Origin of the sequence: Aliidongia dinghuensis (assembly GCF_014643535.1) — a bacterium.
Taxonomy (GTDB): Bacteria; Pseudomonadota; Alphaproteobacteria; order ATCC43930; family CGMCC-115725; genus Aliidongia; species Aliidongia dinghuensis.
The window spans coordinates 49,033-65,804 of the sequence record NZ_BMJQ01000022.1 but is presented as its reverse complement, the minus strand read 5'-3'; the positions used below and the strand labels follow the sequence as shown (position 1 = coordinate 65,804).

At 66.0% G+C, this 16,772-nt stretch carries 17 protein-coding genes; 14 read left to right on the top strand and 3 right to left on the bottom strand.

Annotated elements, in window-relative coordinates; all coding sequences use genetic code 11:
* The first annotated feature begins 341 nt into the window (after positions 1 to 341).
* The 4 genes from IEY58_RS30030 to IEY58_RS30015 all read left to right on the top strand — a co-directional run bounded on the left by IEY58_RS30030 (position 342) and on the right by IEY58_RS30015 (position 5,747).
* On the top strand, positions 342 to 2,033 hold the full coding sequence (locus IEY58_RS30030; RefSeq protein ID WP_189051861.1) for a methyl-accepting chemotaxis protein: 1,692 nt from the start codon (positions 342 to 344) through the stop codon (positions 2,031 to 2,033).
* Between the two features lie 529 nt (positions 2,034 to 2,562).
* On the top strand, positions 2,563 to 3,747 hold the full coding sequence (locus IEY58_RS30025; protein ID WP_189051860.1) for a hypothetical protein: 1,185 nt from the start codon (positions 2,563 to 2,565) through the stop codon (positions 3,745 to 3,747).
* Positions 3,748 to 3,805: 58 nt separating this feature from the next.
* A complete protein-coding gene (locus IEY58_RS30020; protein WP_189051859.1) occupies positions 3,806 to 4,735 on the top strand; it encodes a 2-hydroxyacid dehydrogenase in 930 nt (309 codons plus the stop codon).
* A gap of 82 nt (positions 4,736 to 4,817) precedes the next feature.
* Positions 4,818 to 5,747 (top strand): AEC family transporter, encoded by a 930-nt coding sequence (locus IEY58_RS30015; RefSeq protein WP_189051858.1) that lies wholly within the window; start codon positions 4,818 to 4,820, stop codon positions 5,745 to 5,747.
* 7 nt (positions 5,748 to 5,754) lie between these two features.
* On the opposite strand, the gene IEY58_RS30010 is transcribed toward IEY58_RS30015, so the two are convergent.
* Positions 5,755 to 6,396, bottom strand: coding sequence for a LysE family translocator (locus IEY58_RS30010; RefSeq protein WP_189051857.1), 642 nt, complete (start codon positions 6,394 to 6,396; stop codon positions 5,755 to 5,757).
* A 176-nt stretch (positions 6,397 to 6,572) separates the two neighbouring features.
* On the opposite strand from IEY58_RS30010, the gene IEY58_RS30005 reads away from it, so the two are divergent.
* The 9 genes from IEY58_RS30005 (at position 6,573) to IEY58_RS29965 (ending at position 14,355) form a co-directional block, all read left to right on the top strand.
* The gene (locus IEY58_RS30005; protein WP_308422461.1) at positions 6,573 to 7,112 is read left to right on the top strand and encodes a peroxiredoxin; all 540 of its coding nucleotides are present in this window, start codon (positions 6,573 to 6,575) and stop codon (positions 7,110 to 7,112) included.
* A gap of 66 nt (positions 7,113 to 7,178) precedes the next feature.
* Positions 7,179 to 7,712, top strand: coding sequence for a carboxymuconolactone decarboxylase family protein (locus IEY58_RS30000; RefSeq protein ID WP_189051855.1), 534 nt, complete (start codon positions 7,179 to 7,181; stop codon positions 7,710 to 7,712).
* Between the two features lie 209 nt (positions 7,713 to 7,921).
* A complete protein-coding gene (locus tag IEY58_RS29995; protein WP_189051854.1) occupies positions 7,922 to 9,124 on the top strand; it encodes a pyridoxal phosphate-dependent aminotransferase in 1,203 nt (400 codons plus the stop codon).
* 126 nt (positions 9,125 to 9,250) lie between these two features.
* Entirely contained in the window at positions 9,251 to 10,255 is a 1,005-nt protein-coding gene (msrP, locus tag IEY58_RS29990; protein ID WP_189051853.1) for a protein-methionine-sulfoxide reductase catalytic subunit MsrP, read from the top strand.
* Positions 10,256 to 10,313: 58 nt separating this feature from the next.
* Positions 10,314 to 10,799 carry a DUF302 domain-containing protein gene (locus tag IEY58_RS29985; protein WP_189051852.1) on the top strand — a complete coding sequence of 162 codons (486 nt, stop codon included), beginning with the start codon at positions 10,314 to 10,316 and terminating at the stop codon, positions 10,797 to 10,799.
* Between the two features lie 283 nt (positions 10,800 to 11,082).
* Positions 11,083 to 12,507, top strand: a complete 1,425-nt coding sequence (locus IEY58_RS29980; RefSeq protein ID WP_189051851.1) for a tetratricopeptide repeat-containing serine protease family protein — start codon at positions 11,083 to 11,085, stop codon at positions 12,505 to 12,507.
* Positions 12,508 to 12,562: 55 nt separating this feature from the next.
* A complete protein-coding gene (locus tag IEY58_RS29975; protein WP_189051850.1) occupies positions 12,563 to 13,702 on the top strand; it encodes a complex I NDUFA9 subunit family protein in 1,140 nt (379 codons plus the stop codon).
* Positions 13,703 to 13,705: 3 nt separating this feature from the next.
* A complete protein-coding gene (locus tag IEY58_RS29970) occupies positions 13,706 to 13,882 on the top strand; it encodes a DoxX-like family protein (protein WP_189051849.1) in 177 nt (58 codons plus the stop codon).
* A complete protein-coding gene (locus IEY58_RS29965; protein WP_189051848.1) occupies positions 13,879 to 14,355 on the top strand; it encodes a DUF2269 family protein in 477 nt (158 codons plus the stop codon). Before IEY58_RS29970 ends, IEY58_RS29965 begins: the two co-directional genes overlap by 4 nt.
* A 4-nt stretch (positions 14,356 to 14,359) precedes the next feature.
* Here the strand turns inward: IEY58_RS29965 and IEY58_RS29960 are convergent, their stop codons facing one another.
* Positions 14,360 to 15,565 carry a Bcr/CflA family multidrug efflux MFS transporter gene (locus IEY58_RS29960; protein WP_189051847.1) on the bottom strand — a complete coding sequence of 402 codons (1,206 nt, stop codon included), beginning with the start codon at positions 15,563 to 15,565 and terminating at the stop codon, positions 14,360 to 14,362.
* Between the two features lie 234 nt (positions 15,566 to 15,799).
* Between IEY58_RS29960 and IEY58_RS29955 the strand changes: the two genes are divergently transcribed.
* Positions 15,800 to 16,153 (top strand): RidA family protein, encoded by a 354-nt coding sequence (locus IEY58_RS29955; RefSeq protein WP_189051897.1) that lies wholly within the window; start codon positions 15,800 to 15,802, stop codon positions 16,151 to 16,153.
* 47 nt (positions 16,154 to 16,200) lie between these two features.
* On the opposite strand, the gene IEY58_RS29950 is transcribed toward IEY58_RS29955, so the two are convergent.
* Positions 16,201 to 16,749 carry a 4-hydroxylaminobenzoate lyase gene (locus IEY58_RS29950; RefSeq protein ID WP_189051846.1) on the bottom strand — a complete coding sequence of 183 codons (549 nt, stop codon included), beginning with the start codon at positions 16,747 to 16,749 and terminating at the stop codon, positions 16,201 to 16,203.
* Positions 16,750 to 16,772: the final 23 nt, after the last annotated feature.

Sequence of the window (16,772 nt, the reverse complement as noted above, 5' to 3'; positions counted from 1 at the left end):
GACCTGCAAGAGTACTTGTAGAGAGTTTGAGTCATCTTCTCACGGAGAGCGTTCAGAGACGCTTGACCTCATTGTGCGAAGTTTGCAATTTTATAGAAAAATCTGCAAAGACTGGCGTGCGAGCTATTCAAATCAGCAAGTTCACGCCTATTTAATCTTTCGATGATAACACGCGACAAGCGGGCGCCGGCATGAAAGCGGGCGCTGTTACAGGGGAGGGGGCGGCCGGCGGTCGCGCCCCTTTTTGTTTGCGTGAGCCTAACGGCGCGAATTGGCTCGGTTCGTGCACCGCCCACGGGTCGGGAATGGTCGATACTGTCGAATCTTGGGGAATTGAGAGAATGATGAGCGTCTGGCGCGACCTGTCCATTCGAGCGAAGCTCGTGGCCGCCTTTTCCGTATTGATCTTCCTGTTCGCCGCGTCGGGCGTCTCGGCGATCCAGAACTTCAGTGCGTTCAATGCGATCGCGACTGACATGGTCGAGAACTACCAGGCGTCGCTCGAGCAGCTGGACGCGATGAAGGAACAGATCTACCAGTACCGGCTGACCTGGGCCAAGTCGCTGATCTTCAAGGACGATCCGAAGCAGCTGGCCGTGTTCGACCAGTCCTTCCCCGCGCTCAAGGCGAAGCTCGACGACGCCGAGCGCCGCTACGAGCGGACCATTACCAGCGCCGAGGAACGGGCGCTCTACGACACGTTCAAGAGCAACGCCGACCATTACGTCGAAGGCGTCGGCACGGCCATGGCGCTGCTGCGCGCAGGCAAGGTCGCCGAGGCCACGACCGTGGCGGATGAGCTCAGGACGACGGCAACCGCGCTCGCCGATGCCCTCTCCAAGGACATTCACCTCAACATCGTGGGCATGCACCAGGATGCCGAGGCCGCAAGCAGCCGGTACACGAGCGGCCGGATCGTGATCCTCGCGATGGTCGGCGTCGCCCTTGTGATCGCGGTCTGGGCCGGCTGGACCTTGGTCAGCAGCATTGCGGGGCCGGTCCGGGAATTGACCGGCGCCATGCGGCGGCTCGCCGACCATGACCTCGAGGTGGCGGTGCCGGCGCGCGGCCGCGGCGACGAGATCGGCGCCATGGCGGCTGCGGTTCAGGTGTTCAAGGACAAGATGGTCGAGGGCGATGCGCTGGCGGCGGCCCAGGCCGCCGAGCAGGCGGCCAAGGAACGGCGTACCGAGGCGCTCGAGGCGCTGGTGCGCGATTTCGAAGGCAAGACCGCCGAGCTCGTCCGCTCGCTGGCTGCGGCCGCGACCGAGATGCAGGCGACGGCCAATTCCGTGGCGGCGGCGGCCGACCAGACGAACCAGCAGTCGAGCGCCGTTGCCGTGGCAGCGGAGCAGGCCTCGGCCAACGTGCAGACCGTTGCGTCGGCGACCGAGCAGCTGGCCGGTTCGATCAAGGAGATCGGCCGGCAGGTGACCACATCGCGCGACATCGCCAAGCAGGCGATTGCTGCTTCCGAGGCGACCGGCCACACCGTGCAGGCGCTGTCCGAGAGCGCCCACAAGATCGGCGAGGTGGTTCAGCTGATCTCGACCATCGCCGGCCAGACCAATCTCCTGGCCCTGAACGCGACGATCGAGGCGGCGCGTGCCGGCGAGGCGGGCAAGGGCTTCGCAGTGGTGGCATCCGAGGTCAAGAACCTTGCGAACCAGACCGCGCGCGCGACCGAAGACATCGAGAAGCAGATCGGCGAGGTCCAGGGGCTGACCCAGAAGACCGTGGGCGCGATCGAGCATATCAGCCACACGATCGCCGAGATGTCCGATATCGCGCTCGCCATCGCGACCGCGATCGAGGAGCAGGATGCCACGACCGGCGAGATCGCGCGCAGCGTCTCGGAAGCGGCGAAGGGCACGGAGGACGTCGCGCGCAACATTGCCGGCGTTCATCAGGCGTCGGCGACGACCGGGGCGGCGGCCAGCCAGATCCTGGGGGCGTCGGGCGATCTGTCAAAGCAGGCGGAGACGCTGAGCGGCGAGGTCGGCGGCTTCATTGCCGGCGTCAAGGCCGCCTGAGGCGCGCCGGCCGCACAGGCCCGGGGCAAGGTGTGCGGCACCTTCCCCGGCCGCTTGCCGAGCCGCGCTGGTCATCACTGCAATTTTCAGTTTTGTTTCTGATCGAGAGGGGATGCCGCGTTCGAGATATCGTTAAAATTAGAATCTCATGCGGTGAAAATGGTTTGTTAATTTTTTCGTGACTCACAAAGATTCTTGTTGAAAACGCAAATTTTATGCCCCAACCTAGAATTGCAGAATAAGAGCAATAGCCACATGCGTAAGAGTATGTGGCTATTTTTTTCTGGGCATCCATAGAACCTTTCACGGGAATGTTTCAGCCTGCCTGCTCGTAGCGAAGCCTGACCAAAATCTATTTGGGGCAGGGCCGTCCGGTACTGTTTCCAATAAAAGATCTGGGGTGGAGCGCCTCCGGAGCCGGCCGCCTGCATTCTGCTGGAGCGATCCAGATGAATCCCCGAATAGAGGTATTCATATGTCCAGATCATTGATTCTCGGTTGCTGTTCTACAGGTGCCAAGTATACGCCGATGAATCACCGGAATACCGGTGACAAGATCCTCGACGAGATCTGCAATGGAGAGCGCATTGCCGTCGGAATCGAGGAGATCCGCGCGGAACTCCGGCGGATTCACGGGATCGGCTGTCGCTATTACCACTATCATGCGCGCAATTTCATGACCCGGGAGCAGACGACGGACAATTCCGTCTATCGCGACATCGGCAGCGATGCCCTGTCGCGCCACCCGGACCTGGTGCTGAGCTACGGCGCCAGCCGCAACGGGCCGGAGGTCATCGAGAACATCAGCCGATTCGGCGAGTGGGAGCGCGTCAGCCACGCCGACCTGCCGATCGACGCTGGCGGCGCGCATTTCATCACGATGCAGGCGGCGATCGAGTTGCAGATCCTGCGCGATTTCGAGGATGCCGGCCGGCTGGTGACGGCCGAATATGCGCAGAGCCCGGCCTTCCTCGCCGATATCGCGGGCTACGTGCCCTCGACGCGGGCCGAGGACGTCAAGCTCGAGACCAACTCGACAGCCAATGGCGGCAATTACGGCCGGTCGTCGCCGGCGATCCAACTCGAGACCTATGCGGCTGCGGTCGAGGCGCGGCGCCGACGCGGGCTGTTCGACGAGGTCGAGTGGGTCCAGTTCGAGCGCAGCCTGGCGATGACTCGATTCGCGATCGAGCATGAGGCGGTCCGGCTCGCGGATCGTGGGCAACTCAACATCACCCTGCTGTTCGGCTTCTCGCCGAAGCTGCCGTTCCCGACCAGCTATGCGGAGTTCCGCGCGGTCGTCGCGGCGGCCAAGGGGCTCGAGCGCGACCTAGAAACCGGCGAAAGGCGGCGGCAGGTCACGATCTCGGTCGGTGCCGCGGTGCTGCCGCAGCACGCGGCGAAGGCGGTGGGTCCGCTCGACGTCGGCCGCGACCGCGGGCGTCGGGTGACGGCCTTGCAGCGGCTCGCGGCCTATGCGGCTCAGGAGGACAGCGAGGTCGACGTGCTGCGCGTCGGCATGGAGGACTCGCCCTACCTCCTCAGCGAGGACGGCGCGATCCGGCCGACCAGCAATGTCGAGCTGTGCGAGGTGGCGGCCGAGGAATTGCATCGCCATGGCGTTGCGGTGCTGACGGACGGCGCCCGGGTCGCAGGACGACTCGGCTGCGCGGTGGATGTGCCGACGGAAGGAATCGGCATCGCCGCCGAATGAACGGGACAGGCGAGGGCTGCCCGGCAGCCCTCGTCGACCAAACGAGAGGATGAGACCAGTGGCTATACTTTGTCTGCTGCACCAGGCCTACGGCAAGAAGCTGATCGGCGCGATCCGGGAGGGGCTGCCGGACGAGGACATCCGGGAATGGCCCGAGGCCGGCAACCCGGACGACATCGAGATCTGCATGATCTTCCGCATGTCCCCAGGGTTCCTTGCGCCCTATAAGAATCTGAAGCTGATCTCGGCGACCGGCGCCGGCGTTGATCATTATCTGCTCGACCCGGAATTCCCGCGGCACCTGCCGCTCGTGCGCGTGGTCGACGAGAGCTTCGCCGCCCGGATGGCCGACTACGTTCTGAGCTGGGTGATGTTCCACCATCGCGACATCGCCCATTACCTCGACGCGCAGAAGCGGCGTGAATGGGCGTTCAAGGTCATGCGCCCGGCGTCGGAGGTGACGATCGGCGTCATGGGGCTGGGCCAGATGGGGGCGCTCACCGCCAAGCGGCTCGCCTCCCTGGGATACGACGTGCGCGGCTGGGCGCGCACGCCGCACGAGATTGACGGTGTCGAGTGCTTCGCGGGCGAGGCGGGGTTCGGATCGTTCCTCACCAAGACGGAGATCCTGATCAACCTGCTGCCGCTCACGCCTGAGACCCGCGGCATCCTGTCGAGCGGCACGTTCGACCGCATGCCCAAGGGCGGCGTGCTGATCTCGGCCGGGCGCGGCGGCCACATGGTCGAGGCGGACATCATCGCGGCGCTCAACGACGGACAATTGCGCGCGGCGACGATCGATGCGTTCCAGAAGGAGCCGGTGCCGCAGGACCATCCGTTCTGGGACACGTCGGGCCTCTATGTGACGCCGCACTGCTCCAGCACCGCGAGCCTCGAGACGATCGTCGACAGCTTCGCCGGCAACGTCCGACGCTTCCGCGCGGGCGAGCCGCTGCTCAACATCGTGGATTACGCCCAGGGCTACTGAGCCGATCGGGGGAGGGGCCAGGGAGGAGTTCCGGGCCACCTCCTTCTCGTTTCACCCCAGCTTCGTTCATCGGGAGCGGCACTTGGCCCTGCTCTTTTCCGTGATTTTCCCGGTCTTCGCCTTGACCGCGATCGGCTATGGCGCCGGACGGACCATCGTGCCGGCAGGTGCCGTGAAGGCGCTCGTCAATCTCGTCACCTATATCGAGATCCCGGCGCTGCTGTTCAGGGCGCTGGCGCACCAGGACATTGCCCGCGACCCGGCGCTCGGCATCTCCGCCGTCTATTTCGCCGGCTGCTTCGCCGTGCTGGTGCTGGCACTCGCGATCGGGCGGCTCGGCTTCCGCATGCGGCTCGACGAACTGGGTGTGTTCGGCATGGGCGCCATGTATTCCAATTCGTCGCTGCTCGGCATCCCGCTGATCCAGACCGCATTCGGCACGAGCGGGCTCGTGCTGTTGACCAAGATCATCGCGTTCCATTCGCTGATCCTGATCCCGGTCGCGACCGTCATCGTCGCGGTCGGCCGCGGCGAGGTGCAAGGCCTGCCGGCGCTGCTGCGCTCCGCCGTTTCCGCCGCGCTCTATAACCCGATCATCCTCGGCCTGTTGGCGGGACTCGCCTGGAGCCTCGCCGGTTGGCCCGTTCCGGGTCCGGTCGACCATGTGCTGGAAATGCTGTCGGCCGCGGCCTCGCCGACCGCGCTCATCGCGATGGGCGCCACCCAGGCGCATTTCCGCATCGACGGCCATCTGGGCGAGGTGATGGGCGGGGCCGCCCTCAAGCTCGTGCTGCACCCGCTTCTGGTCTGGCTGCTGGCGGCCGGCTTCGGCTTGGCCCCCGAGGCGGTCGCGGTAGCGACGGTCACCGCGGCGCTACCGCCGGGCATCAATGTCTATCTGCTGGCGCACCAATATGACTGCGCGGTCGGCCGCGCCGCGAGCACGATGATCGCGGCGTCCGTCCTGTCGATCGTGAGCGTCGGCCTCGTGCTGGTGCTGACCGGGATATGACGCTCGGCTAAGCCTGCCGCGTCGCCACGACCACGGCGGTGCTGGCGATGACGACGCCGCTGCCGCGATTGACGAATCGCATGGCGCGCGGCGAGCGGAACAGGCCTCGCGCGCGGCCGGCGAGCGTCACATAGCTCGTGAGCACCAGGGCCAGCACGATGGTGTCGACCGTGCTGAGCGCTGCGAAGCCCAGCGGCCCGAGCCGCGTCAGGTCGATCAGATTCGGCACCAGCGCCATATAGAACAGCATGGTCTTCGGATTGGAGAGACCCATCGCCAGCCCGCCGAAGGTGCCGCGCCAGCCGGCGAGCGGGCGCGATGCCTGAAGCTTGGTTTCGGGCAACTCGGCCTCGGTAACCGCCGCCGCCGGTGCGGTCCACATCTTGACCGCGAGATAAGCGAGATAGGCGGCACCCAGGTACTTCAGCACGACCATCACCTGATGCGCCTCGGTCGCGAGCGCCACGGCGCCGAACACCGAGGCGGCGAGCCAGAGCAAATCGGCCAGCACCAGGCCGACGAGCAGCGGCCCGGTGCCGGTCCGCCCGCGCGCCAGCACGCGGGCGACCAGGGCCACGACCGTCGGTCCGGGCATGGCGGCGGCGATCGCGACGGCGATGGTGAAGCTCAGCAGCGACCACAGCGACATGGCCCGGGTTCCTGCCAGAGGGAGAAGGGGACGCAGCTTCCCATTCCGTGCCGCAGCATGCCAGCGTTGATTTTTGCTGCACTGCACTTGACCCGGCGAGCCCGGACGGCTATCTCCGTCGCGTTCGCTTATTAGAAGCGTTCTAAAATTTATCCGTTGCGATGAGGATGCCCCAGATGTTGACCGTTGGCGATCGTTTTCCCGAATTCGCTCTCACCGCCGTCGGCAATGCCGACCCCAAGACCGCGTTCCAGGACGTGACGAACGCCTCCTACGCCGGCAAGTGGCTGGTCGTGTTCTACTGGCCGAAGGACTTCACCTTCGTCTGCCCGACCGAGATCATCGGCTTCGGCGACATCAACGGCGAGTTCGCCGACCGTGACGCGCAGCTGCTAGGTGCGTCCACCGACAGCGACTTCGTGCATCTGGCGTGGCGCGAGAGCCGCGAGGACCTGGGCAAGAGCCCGTTCCCCTGGCTGTCCGACATCAAGCGCGAGCTGGCCGCTTCGCTCGGCATCCTCGACAAGAACGCCGGCGTGGCGCTCCGCGCCACCTTCATCGTCGATCCGGAAGGCATCATCCGCTGGGTCTCGGTCAACGACCTGTCGGTCGGCCGCAACCCGCAGGAAGTGCTGCGCGTGCTCGACGCGCTGCAGACCGACGAGCTCTGCCCGTGCAACCGCACGGTCGGCGGCGAGACGCTGAAGGCGGCCTGATCAGGCTGGCCCCCGGCCCGTCCTTGGGCCGGGGGCATTCCCCCAACTCCCGAAGAAAGTTTCCCGATGTCGATCGACTCGTTGAAGGCGGCGCTGCCGGACTATGCCAAGGACCTGAAGCTCAACATCGGCTCCGTGCTGACGTCGCCCGGCCTCACCGAGCAGCAGATCTGGGGCACTGCCGTCGCCTCCGCGATCGCTGCCCGCAACGATGTCGTGCGCGACGCGATCCTGGCCGAGGCCACTGCCAAGCTCTCGCCCGAAGCGCTCAACGCTGCCAAGGCGGCCGCCGCGATCATGGGCATGAACAACATTTACTACCGCTTCGTCCACCTGGCCTCGGCCGCAGACTACAAGACCATGCCGGCCAAGCTGCGCATGAACGTCATCGCCAATCCGGGCGTGGACGCGGTCGATTTCGAGCTCTGGTCGCTCGCCGTCTCGGCCATCAACGGCTGCGGCATGTGCATCGACGCGCACGAGCATGAGATCGTGAAGAAGGGTGCGACGCGCGAGGCGATCCAGAACGTCGTGCGTATCGCGAGCGTGATCCACGCGATCGCGGTGACACTCGAGGGCGAGCGCGCCCAGGCGGCCTGAGAAGGGCTGCTTAATTCCGACGAGCCCGGCTGACCGGGCCGAGCCTTGCACCCGGCGGATCGTTCCATGAGCCGGGCGCAGGACACCGGATGTTGCGCGGCGACGGGCCGAGGCATAGGGTTTGTTGCCTCGCGCCCCGGCTGCCGGCTGGATGAACGTCCGGTCGAACCGGGGTGCCGGCAGGATTCCCTAGAGCCGGACCCAGCCAGATGTCGTTCCTCGCCAAGCGCCTCGCCCGTATCAAGCCCTCGCCGACCATCGCCATCAACACGCTGGCCCAGGAGCTCAAGGCTGCCGGCCGGAACGTGATCGGCCTTGCCGCTGGCGAGCCCGACTTCGACACGCCCGCGAACATCCGCGCGGCCGGCATTGCCGCGATCGAGGGCGGCGACACGCGCTATACCGCAGTCGACGGCACGCCCGCCCTCAAAAAGGCGATCGTCGCCAAGTTCAAGCGCGAAAACGGCCTCGAGTATCAGCCGAACCAGATCACCGTCGGCACCGGCGGCAAGCAGATCCTCTACAATGCCTTCGTGGCCACGCTCGACCCGGGTGACGAGGTCATCATCCCGGCGCCCTATTGGGTGTCGTACCCCGACATGGTGGCGCTCGCCGAGGGCGAGCCGGTCTCGGTGCCGTGCGGCCAGAATGCCGGCTTCAAGCTGACGCCCGACGCGCTCGCCCAAGCGATCACGCCCAAGACCAAGTGGCTGATCCTGAACTCGCCGTCGAACCCGACCGGAGCGGCCTACACAGCGGCCGAGCTCAAGGCGCTGGCGGACGTGCTGCTCGACCATCCGCAGGTCTGGATCATGACCGACGACATGTACGAGCATCTGCTCTACGACGGCTGTGAATTCGCGACCATCGCCCAGGTCGAGCCGCGCCTCATGTCGCGCACGCTCACCGTCAATGGCGTCAGCAAGGCCTATTGCATGACCGGCTGGCGCATCGGCTACGCCGGCGGCCCGGTCGAGCTCATCAAGGCCATGGGCATGATCCAGTCGCAGTCGACCTCGAACCCGAGCTCGATCAGCCAAGCCGCCGCGGTCGAGGCCCTGAACGGCACGCAGGACTTCATCCCGAAGCACAACGAGAGCTTCACGGCCCGCCGCGACATGGTCGTCGCCATGCTGAACGAGGCCAAGGGCATCCATTGCACCAAGCCCGACGGCGCCTTCTACGTCTATCCGTCCTGCGCCGGCACGATCGGCAAGAAGACGCCGGCCGGCAAGGTGATCGAGACCGACACGGACTTCGCGACGGCTCTGCTCGAGGCCGAGGGGGTGGCGGTGGTGCAGGGCACGGCCTTCGGGCTCGCCCCTTATTTCCGCATCTCGTACGCGACCTCGACCGAGGTGCTGCGCGACGCCTGCACCCGCATCCAGCGGTTCTGCGCCTCGCTCAGCTAAGGAGTTCCGCGACCTCCCGCCCGGCACACCAACGGTCTGCACACCAATTGGTGATTTGCCCGGCGGGAGGGAGCGTCCTATGTCCCTTGCCATGAGGTCATGGTTGGTTGGGACAAGGGTGGCAGCATGTTGATCAAGCGCAAGCGCGGCTGGGAAATGCCGGAGCGAGAGGCAACGCCCGAGGCGCTGTTCCTCAATCGGCGCAATCTGCTGAAGGGGGCCGTCGCCGGCGGTCTGGTGGCGGCAGGCGGCCTCGGCGCCTTGGGCCTGGGCGCGTTCGGTGGTGGCAAGGCGATGTCCGCAGCACTGGCGGCCGACACGTCCGATCCCTCGGCTTCGCTCTATCCGGCCAAGCAGAACCCGGCTTTCACGCTCGACCGGCCGGTGACGGCCGAGAAGCTCGCGACCGGCTACAATAATTTCTACGAGTTCGGCACCGACAAGGACATCGTCGACGCCTCGCACGCGCTCAAGATCCGGCCCTGGACCGTCAAGATCGACGGGCTGGTCGAGCAGGAGCAGACGCTCGCGATCGACGACCTGTTCCGCCAAGTGCAGTTCGAAGAGCGGCTCTATCGCCACCGCTGCGTCGAGGCCTGGTCGATGGCCGTGCCCTGGACCGGCTTTCCCTTGAAGGCGCTCGTCGATCTGGCGAAGCCGACCTCGGGGGCCAAGTACCTGCGCATGGAGACGTTCAAGGACTCGTCGGTCGCACCGGGGCAGCGGCAGTTCTGGTATCCCTGGCCCTATGTCGAGGGCCTGACCATGGCCGAGGCGACGAACGAGCTCGCCTTCCTCGTCACCGGCATCTACGGCAAGCCGCTGCCGACCCAGAACGGCGCGCCGCTGCGCCTCGCGATCCCCTGGAAATACGGCTTCAAGTCGGTGAAGTCGATCGTCCGCTTCAGCTTCACGGCTGAGCCGCCGAAGACGATGTGGCAGTCGCTGCAGCCCGAGGAATACGGCTTCTGGGCGAACGTGAACCCCGACGTGCCGCACCCGCGCTGGAGCCAGGCGACCGAACGTTTCCTCGGTCAGCCCGGCCGCCGCCCGACCCTGCTCTTCAACGGCTACGCCGAGCAGGTGGCCGACCTCTACAAGGGCCTCGAGGGCGAGAAGCTCTATATGTGAGAGGGTGGCCGGCGAAGCCCAACTGATGCCGGCTCGCGAGCTGCAGCAGGAGAGGATCATGCGCGTGTTCCGACTGGGCGTTCCAGTTCTCTTCGGGCTCCTCGCGTTCGCAGCGCGAAGCGCTTCGGCACAATCGGCGCCCTCCAACGGCCTCGTCACGTTGCAAAGCCATCACACGGTGCTCGAGACGATCGACCGCTTCGAGGCCGCGGTGCGCGGCCGGGGATGGACGATTTTCACGGTGATCGATCATGCCGCCGCCGCCAAGGCGGTCGGCCTGACATTGCGGCCGCGGAGCGTGATCGTCTTCGGTCAACCGGAGCGGGGTACCGACGCCATGCGAAGCAATCCGACCCTGGCGATCGACCTGCCGATGAAGGCGCTGATCTGGCAGGACGACGAGGACAAGGTCTGGCTCACCTACAACTCGGCCGACTATATCGTTACCGATATTTATCCTCGGCATGGCCTGTCGATCCCGCCGGCAGCGCGCGACGGTATGAACCAGGTGTTCCGGGAATTCGCGCGCCAGGCCACCGACTGATGCCCTGTCCCGGAGTCGAAAATTCCGCGGCCGCAGTGCCTTGCTGGAGTGCGATCCGCTCTCGTAGAACCGCCTAACCCGCGACGGAGCAAGGTAATGGAACGCTTCTTCGGCCAGCTCAGCCGCTGGCCGACCTCTAGAAGGGGCTCGAGGGCAAGAAGCTCCATATGTCAGGGCGCGTAGGGCGACCGCGATTTAATCCTATGGTTGACTAACCGCACGGCAGCAGCAAACCTTCCCGCCAAGCTCGGCCTGTGTCGAGTCGGTTGGGGGGAATGTTTCCATGGGTTCGTGGTGTCGGCAGGGCGCGGTTGCGGCTCTGATTGCGGTTGTCGGGGTCGCAGGATGTCAAACGGTACCGCCCGAGCAAGCATCGCTGCCGGCGGCGGAAGCCGCCTTCAATCAACACAAGTTTCCGGACGCTTATGCGCAGGCGAAGCCGCTAGCCGACCGCGGTGACGTCAAGGCGGAGTGGCTATTGTACCGGATGTACTTCCAGGGCGGGTACAATTTCAGCCGCGACCTGGACGAAGCCGTCCGCTGGCTGACCAAGGCGGCCGAGCAGGGCGATGCGGAAGCGCAGGTGACGCTGTCGCTCGACTATGCCAACGGCTACGGTGGCATCCCTGTGAACGATCCGCTCTCGCTTAAATGGGCCCGGGCAGCGGCGGACCAGAACTATGCCGGCGGCCAACGCGTCCTTGGATATCTCTATGAGGTCGGGCGCGGCGTCCCCAAAGATCTAGGCGAATCCATTCGATGGACGGCTTTGGCGGCCGAGCAGGGCGACGGCACTGCACTCAGCAATCTCGGCGGCGATTTCCTCAACGGGAGGGGCGTGCCGCAGGACTACAAGGAGGCGTTGTTCTGGTTTTCGGCCTCCATCCCCCGAACAAACAATCCGACCATGCTGTCTCGCATTACGGCTGCGCGTGATACGGCTTCGTCGCATCTGAGCCAGACGGATGCGCAGCAAGTCAAGATGGAGGCGATGGCCTGGACGCCGACGGCCGGTGCGCTCGATCATGTTCGCTCTCTGGCTGGTCTCACCGGAACGCCGACCGCAGCTTCGACGCAGAAGATCGCTTCGGGCTCGGGCTTCGTGCTCAATAGGGCTGGTTACATTCTGACGAATGAGCATGTCGTCAAGAGCTGCGGCACGGTGACGGTGCGGCTCGCCGGCGGCCAGAACGAGAAGGCGGACGTCGTGGCGGTCGACAAGACGAATGATCTGGCCTTGCTCAAGGCGCAAGTTCCTGTCGGCGTGCCGGCAGCGTTTCGCGCGGGCCCTTCGATCCAGCAGGGCGATTCCGTCGTCCTCGTCGGGTTTCCGCTGAGCGGTTTGCTGACGACCGATCTCAATGTCACCACCGGATCGGTGAGCGCGCTGAGCGGCTTGCAGGACGATACGCGAAAGCTGCAGTTCACGGCCCCGACGCAGTCCGGCAATTCCGGCGGCCCGCTGATGGATCAGACGGGCGCCGTCGTCGGCGTCGCCGAGATGACGTTGAACAGCCTGGCCCTGGCGGTCACGACGGGCGCGCAGTCTGAAAACGCGAATTTCGCCATCAAGAGCTCGGTGGTTGAAACGTTCCTCGACAGCAAGGGCGTCCATTACGAGACCTCGTCCGTGGGGCGCGAGAGAAAGGTGGCCGATCTCACCAGTGCCGCCCGGGCCTTCACGATTTTTGTGGAGTGCCGGCGCTGACGGACGACCGATCGGCCCCAACCGGGACAACCGCGAGATCGGCCGACGATCGGCGATGACGGCGCCCCCGTTCACGGAAGCGTCGTCCGAGCGAGTCCTCCTGACCGGCGCCAACGGTTTCATCGGCCGCTACCTGATGGGGCATCTTCTGGCGGCGGGCTACCATGTGGTGCCCGCCGTCCGGCGGCCGGAAGAGATCGACCGGCTGGAGACGGCGCCGGCAGCGATCCGGGTTGACATGAACCGGGATGTCCGGCCCGAGGATTGGCTGCCGCGGCTCGACGGCATCGATGTCGTGATCAATTGCGCCGGCGTGCTGCAGGGCAGACCCGGTCAGTCGATCGAGGCGATTCATGAGGCCGCGCCCAAGGCGCTGTTCGAAGCGTGCCGTCGAGCCGGTGTCAGCCGCGTCATCCAGATTTCGGCGATCTCCGCCGAGCTCTCGGCGGGCACGGAATATGCCCTGACCAAGCTCGCCGCCGACCGGTTCCTGGCGACGACGGATCTCGACTGGGTCATCCTGCGGCCGTCGCTCGTCTATGCTTCTGGTGCCTTCGGCGGGACCGCGCTGTTCCGCGCGCTGGCGGCCCTGCCCGGGATCATTCTGGTGATCGGCCGCGGGGATCAGCCGTTCCGGCCAATCCATATCGACGATCTGGCGACTACGGTGCTACGAGTGCTGCGCGATCATTCGATCAATCGGGTTGTCATCGATCCGGTCGGGCCGGATCGGGTCACCTTGCGCGAGGTGCTGGTCGATCTGCGCGCCTGGCTCGGCCTGCCGCCGGCCCGTGTCGTTCCGGTGCCGCGTGCGCTCGTCGCCGGGGTTGCACGTCTTGGCGATCTGGTCGGCGGGCCGGTCAGCACGACGGCGCTCCGGCAACTCGACTTCGGCAACGACGGCAACCCCGCCGCTTTTGCCGCCGCGACCGGGATCGCGCCGAGAGGCTGGCGCCAGATGCTGCGGGCCTGTCCGGCGCAATGGCAGGACCGCTGGCACGCGCGGCTCTATTTCGTACGGCCACTGCTGCGCGGCGCGCTGGTGCTGACCTGGCTTGGCTCCGGCATTGCCGGTCTGGCGCAGCCGCCGGCGCGCCTGGGCGCGGTGCTCACATCGGTGGGCCTGTCTGGTCCGGTCGGCGAGGCTATGGCCAAAGCGTTCTCCGTGCTGGATCTGGCGATCGCGCTCGCCTAGCTGTTGCGCTGGCGGCCGGCGCTCGCTTGCTGGATTCAGCTGGTAGCCGTGCTCGGCTACACGATCGGACTCGGGCTCCTGGCGCCAGCGCTCTGGCTCGACCCCTTCGGTGCGCTGTTGAAGAACTTGCCGATCCTGGCCGCAATCCTGGCGCTCGGTGCCATGGAGGCCGATCGATGAGCGGGCTCTACGATCTGGTCAAGACGCTCCATATCCTGAGCGCCACGGTACTGTTCGGTACCGGGCTCGGGACGGCCTTCCATATGTGGTTCGCCCACTTGGGCGGTGAGCCGCGGACGATCGCGACGGTCGCGCGCAACGTCGTGCGCGCCGATTTCTGGTTCACCACTCCCGCCGTCGTTCTGCAGCCGGCGACCGGGATTGCGCTCATCCATCTCTCGGGGATCGATCCCGCGGCGCCCTGGCTCATGGCGGTCTACGGCCTCTATCTGATGATCGGCTTGTGCTGGTTGCCCGTCGTCTGGCTGCAAATCCGGGCGCGCGACCTGGCGGCGGTGGCTGCCGCGTCGGGCGTCACCCTGCCCGCGGCCTATTACCGGACGATGCGGCTCTGGTTCGGCCTCGGCTGGCCCGCGTTCCTCGGCACCATGGCGATCTTCTGGCTCATGGTCGCGAAGCCCGAGTTTTGGTAAGGCGCTAAAATCGCCGCACGAGCGCCAGGTTGAACAGGGCCGCCGCGATGCCGCAGGTGCAGATGACGGCGCCCAAGGGCACGGCGGTGCCGTTGGCGAGCGAGCCCACGGCCGAGCCGGCGATGGCGCCGAAGGTGAATTGCAAGGCGCCCATCAGGGCCGAGGCGGAGCCCGCGATCTCGGGATAGATCGACATGCCGCCGGCCATGGCATTGGCGGCGATCATGCCGGTCAGGCCCATGAACACGAAGAGCGCCGTCGCGATGGCGGCGAGCCCGCCGAAGCCGCTGGCGCACAGGCCGAGCAGCACGAAGCCGGTAAGGGCCGCGAGCAGGCAACCCATGCGCAGCACCCGGTCGGTGCCGAAGCGCAGCACGACCCGGCTGTTCACCGTGTTGACGATGATCATGCCGACGATATTGACGCCGAACAGATAGCCGTAGTTTTCCGGCCGCACGCCGAACAGCTCGATATAGACGAAGGGCGTGCCGGAGACGTAAGCGAACATGCCGCCGTAGATGAACGACGAGCAGAGCGCATAGCCCAGATAGCGCCGGCTGCCGAGCAGGCGGAAATATCCCGAGACCATGCCGGCGAGGCGCGACGGCTGGCGCCGGTCGGCCGGCAGCGTCTCGGGCAGGCTCATGAGGCCGGCGAAGGCGACGATGACGAAGCAGGCCTGGACCCAGAAGATCGTGCGCCAGGTGCCGATCAGCAAGACATGGCCGCCCAGGATCGGCGCCACCATGGGGGCGATGCCCATGACCAACATCATGAGCGATAGCACGCTCGCCGCCCGGTCGCGGCCGAATACGTCGCGCACCATGGCGCGCGCCAGCACCGGGCCGGCGCAGGCGCCCAGCGCCTGGACGAAGCGCCAGACTGCCAAATGGCCGATGTCGTTGGTGAGGCTGCAGCCGATGCAGCCGATGCCGTAGAGCAGGATGCCGGCGGCGACCGGCCGGCGCCGGCCGAGCCTGTCCGCAAGCGCGCCCCAGGCGATCTGGCCGATGCCGAAGCCCAGGAAGAAGGCCGACAGCGACCATTGCACCTTGTCCTGGCCGACGCCGAAGGCTTGGCCGATCGCCGGCAGGGCCGGGAGATACATGTCGATCGCCATGGGGCCGAAACACATCAGCACGCCCAACGCCGCAATGAATAGCGGGCCGGGCTGCGCAGGGCGCGATCCGACCTCGATACCTGCCGACATGGCTCTGTTCCAGCTGAGATAAGATTTCGAAGTATCCAAGCGTCCGGGAACTCCGGCCCGGGCACAAGCGGGCTTCTTGGCATGGCTGCCCTGAAATCATCGGACTATTGAACGGGCATGACGCTCGATCCAGCGCTTGCCGTCGGCGGCGATCCCGGTCACATGTCTTCCCGCACATTCCATGCGCGCGGCATCGGCCGCATCATTCTGCCGCATCAATCTGGAGAGTTGGAAATGGCGAAGCTCACGCGTATCGGGGTCGGTCCCCGGCTTTGCGAGGCGGTGATCCACGGCGACATTATCTATCTGTCAGGCCAGGTCGCCGACAAGGCCGCGGGCCAGTCGGTCGCGGCGCAGACCACCGACATCCTGGGCCAGATCGATCGCATCCTGGCCGATGCCGGCACGGACAAGACCAAGATCATCGAGGCGACGATCTGGCTCGCCGACATCTCGACCTTCGCCGAGATGAATTCGGTCTGGGACAAGTGGGTGCCGCAGGGCAACACGCCGTCGCGCGCCTGCGTCGAGGCGAAGCTCGCCCGGCCGGACCTGACGGTCGAGATCCGCGTCAACGCGGCGCTCTGATCAAAGATTGACCCCGCTCGGCGGCCAGCCGGGCGGGTTCCCGCCGGCTACCGGACCGTCGGCGACGGCGGTTCGAAATCGTAGGAGATCCTGCCCGCGGGCAGATAGAAGAGCGCGATCACGGCGCCACCGCGGACCTCAGGGAAATGCCGACTGCCCGGATCGGGCGCGGTCCAGCCGGCGCCCTGCCAGCCCTGAAGGCCTTTGAGCTCCGCCCCGGCATCGAGCGGCACCACCAGGTTCACCTCGCCATAGGGATGGCCGTGGTAGTCGCCGCGCAGCACGTCGTCGGGTCCCTCCTTGAAGGCGCGCGCGTCCTTGCTGTTCATGTAGACGGCGGTGACGCTGAAATGGAACGTCTCGGGTGAGGGCGGCAGGATTCGGCTGCGCCGGTAATTGGGGCCGGCAATCTCCTCGTTGGCGGCCCAGCCTTCGGTCATGCCCAGCTTGATCAGGTCCGCGAGCGTCCGGTAGAGCGCGCTGTCGGCGCCATAGGTCGCGTTCAGCCAGCGCTCCATGGCCGCGCCGGGGGTCATGTCCTTGATCTCCCGGAGAAACGGAATGCTGCGCTCGATCAGTTGCGCGCGATGATCCATCGTCCTGTCCTTCCTTTCAGAGC

Bases quoted from the DNA above. Each gene is read 5' to 3' on its own strand.
- IEY58_RS30030 (WP_189051861.1), top strand. From the start codon at position 342: ATGATGAGCGTCTGGCGCGACCTGTCCATTCGAGCGAAGCTCGTGGCC.
- IEY58_RS29950 (WP_189051846.1), bottom strand. From the start codon at position 16,749: ATGGATCATCGCGCGCAACTGATCGAGCGCAGCATTCCGTTTCTCCGG.
- IEY58_RS30005 (WP_308422461.1), top strand. From the start codon at position 6,573: ATGTTGACCGTTGGCGATCGTTTTCCCGAATTCGCTCTCACCGCCGTC.
- msrP (WP_189051853.1), top strand. From the start codon at position 9,251: ATGTTGATCAAGCGCAAGCGCGGCTGGGAAATGCCGGAGCGAGAGGCA.
- IEY58_RS30010 (WP_189051857.1), bottom strand. From the start codon at position 6,396: ATGTCGCTGTGGTCGCTGCTGAGCTTCACCATCGCCGTCGCGATCGCC.
- IEY58_RS29985 (WP_189051852.1), top strand. From the start codon at position 10,314: ATGCGCGTGTTCCGACTGGGCGTTCCAGTTCTCTTCGGGCTCCTCGCG.
- IEY58_RS29960 (WP_189051847.1), bottom strand. From the start codon at position 15,565: ATGTCGGCAGGTATCGAGGTCGGATCGCGCCCTGCGCAGCCCGGCCCG.
- IEY58_RS29965 (WP_189051848.1), top strand. From the start codon at position 13,879: ATGAGCGGGCTCTACGATCTGGTCAAGACGCTCCATATCCTGAGCGCC.
- IEY58_RS29995 (WP_189051854.1), top strand. From the start codon at position 7,922: ATGTCGTTCCTCGCCAAGCGCCTCGCCCGTATCAAGCCCTCGCCGACC.
- IEY58_RS30025 (WP_189051860.1), top strand. From the start codon at position 2,563: ATGAATCACCGGAATACCGGTGACAAGATCCTCGACGAGATCTGCAAT.
- IEY58_RS29975 (WP_189051850.1), top strand. From the start codon at position 12,563: ATGACGGCGCCCCCGTTCACGGAAGCGTCGTCCGAGCGAGTCCTCCTG.
- IEY58_RS29980 (WP_189051851.1), top strand. From the start codon at position 11,083: ATGGGTTCGTGGTGTCGGCAGGGCGCGGTTGCGGCTCTGATTGCGGTT.
- IEY58_RS30000 (WP_189051855.1), top strand. From the start codon at position 7,179: ATGTCGATCGACTCGTTGAAGGCGGCGCTGCCGGACTATGCCAAGGAC.
- IEY58_RS29955 (WP_189051897.1), top strand. From the start codon at position 15,800: ATGGCGAAGCTCACGCGTATCGGGGTCGGTCCCCGGCTTTGCGAGGCG.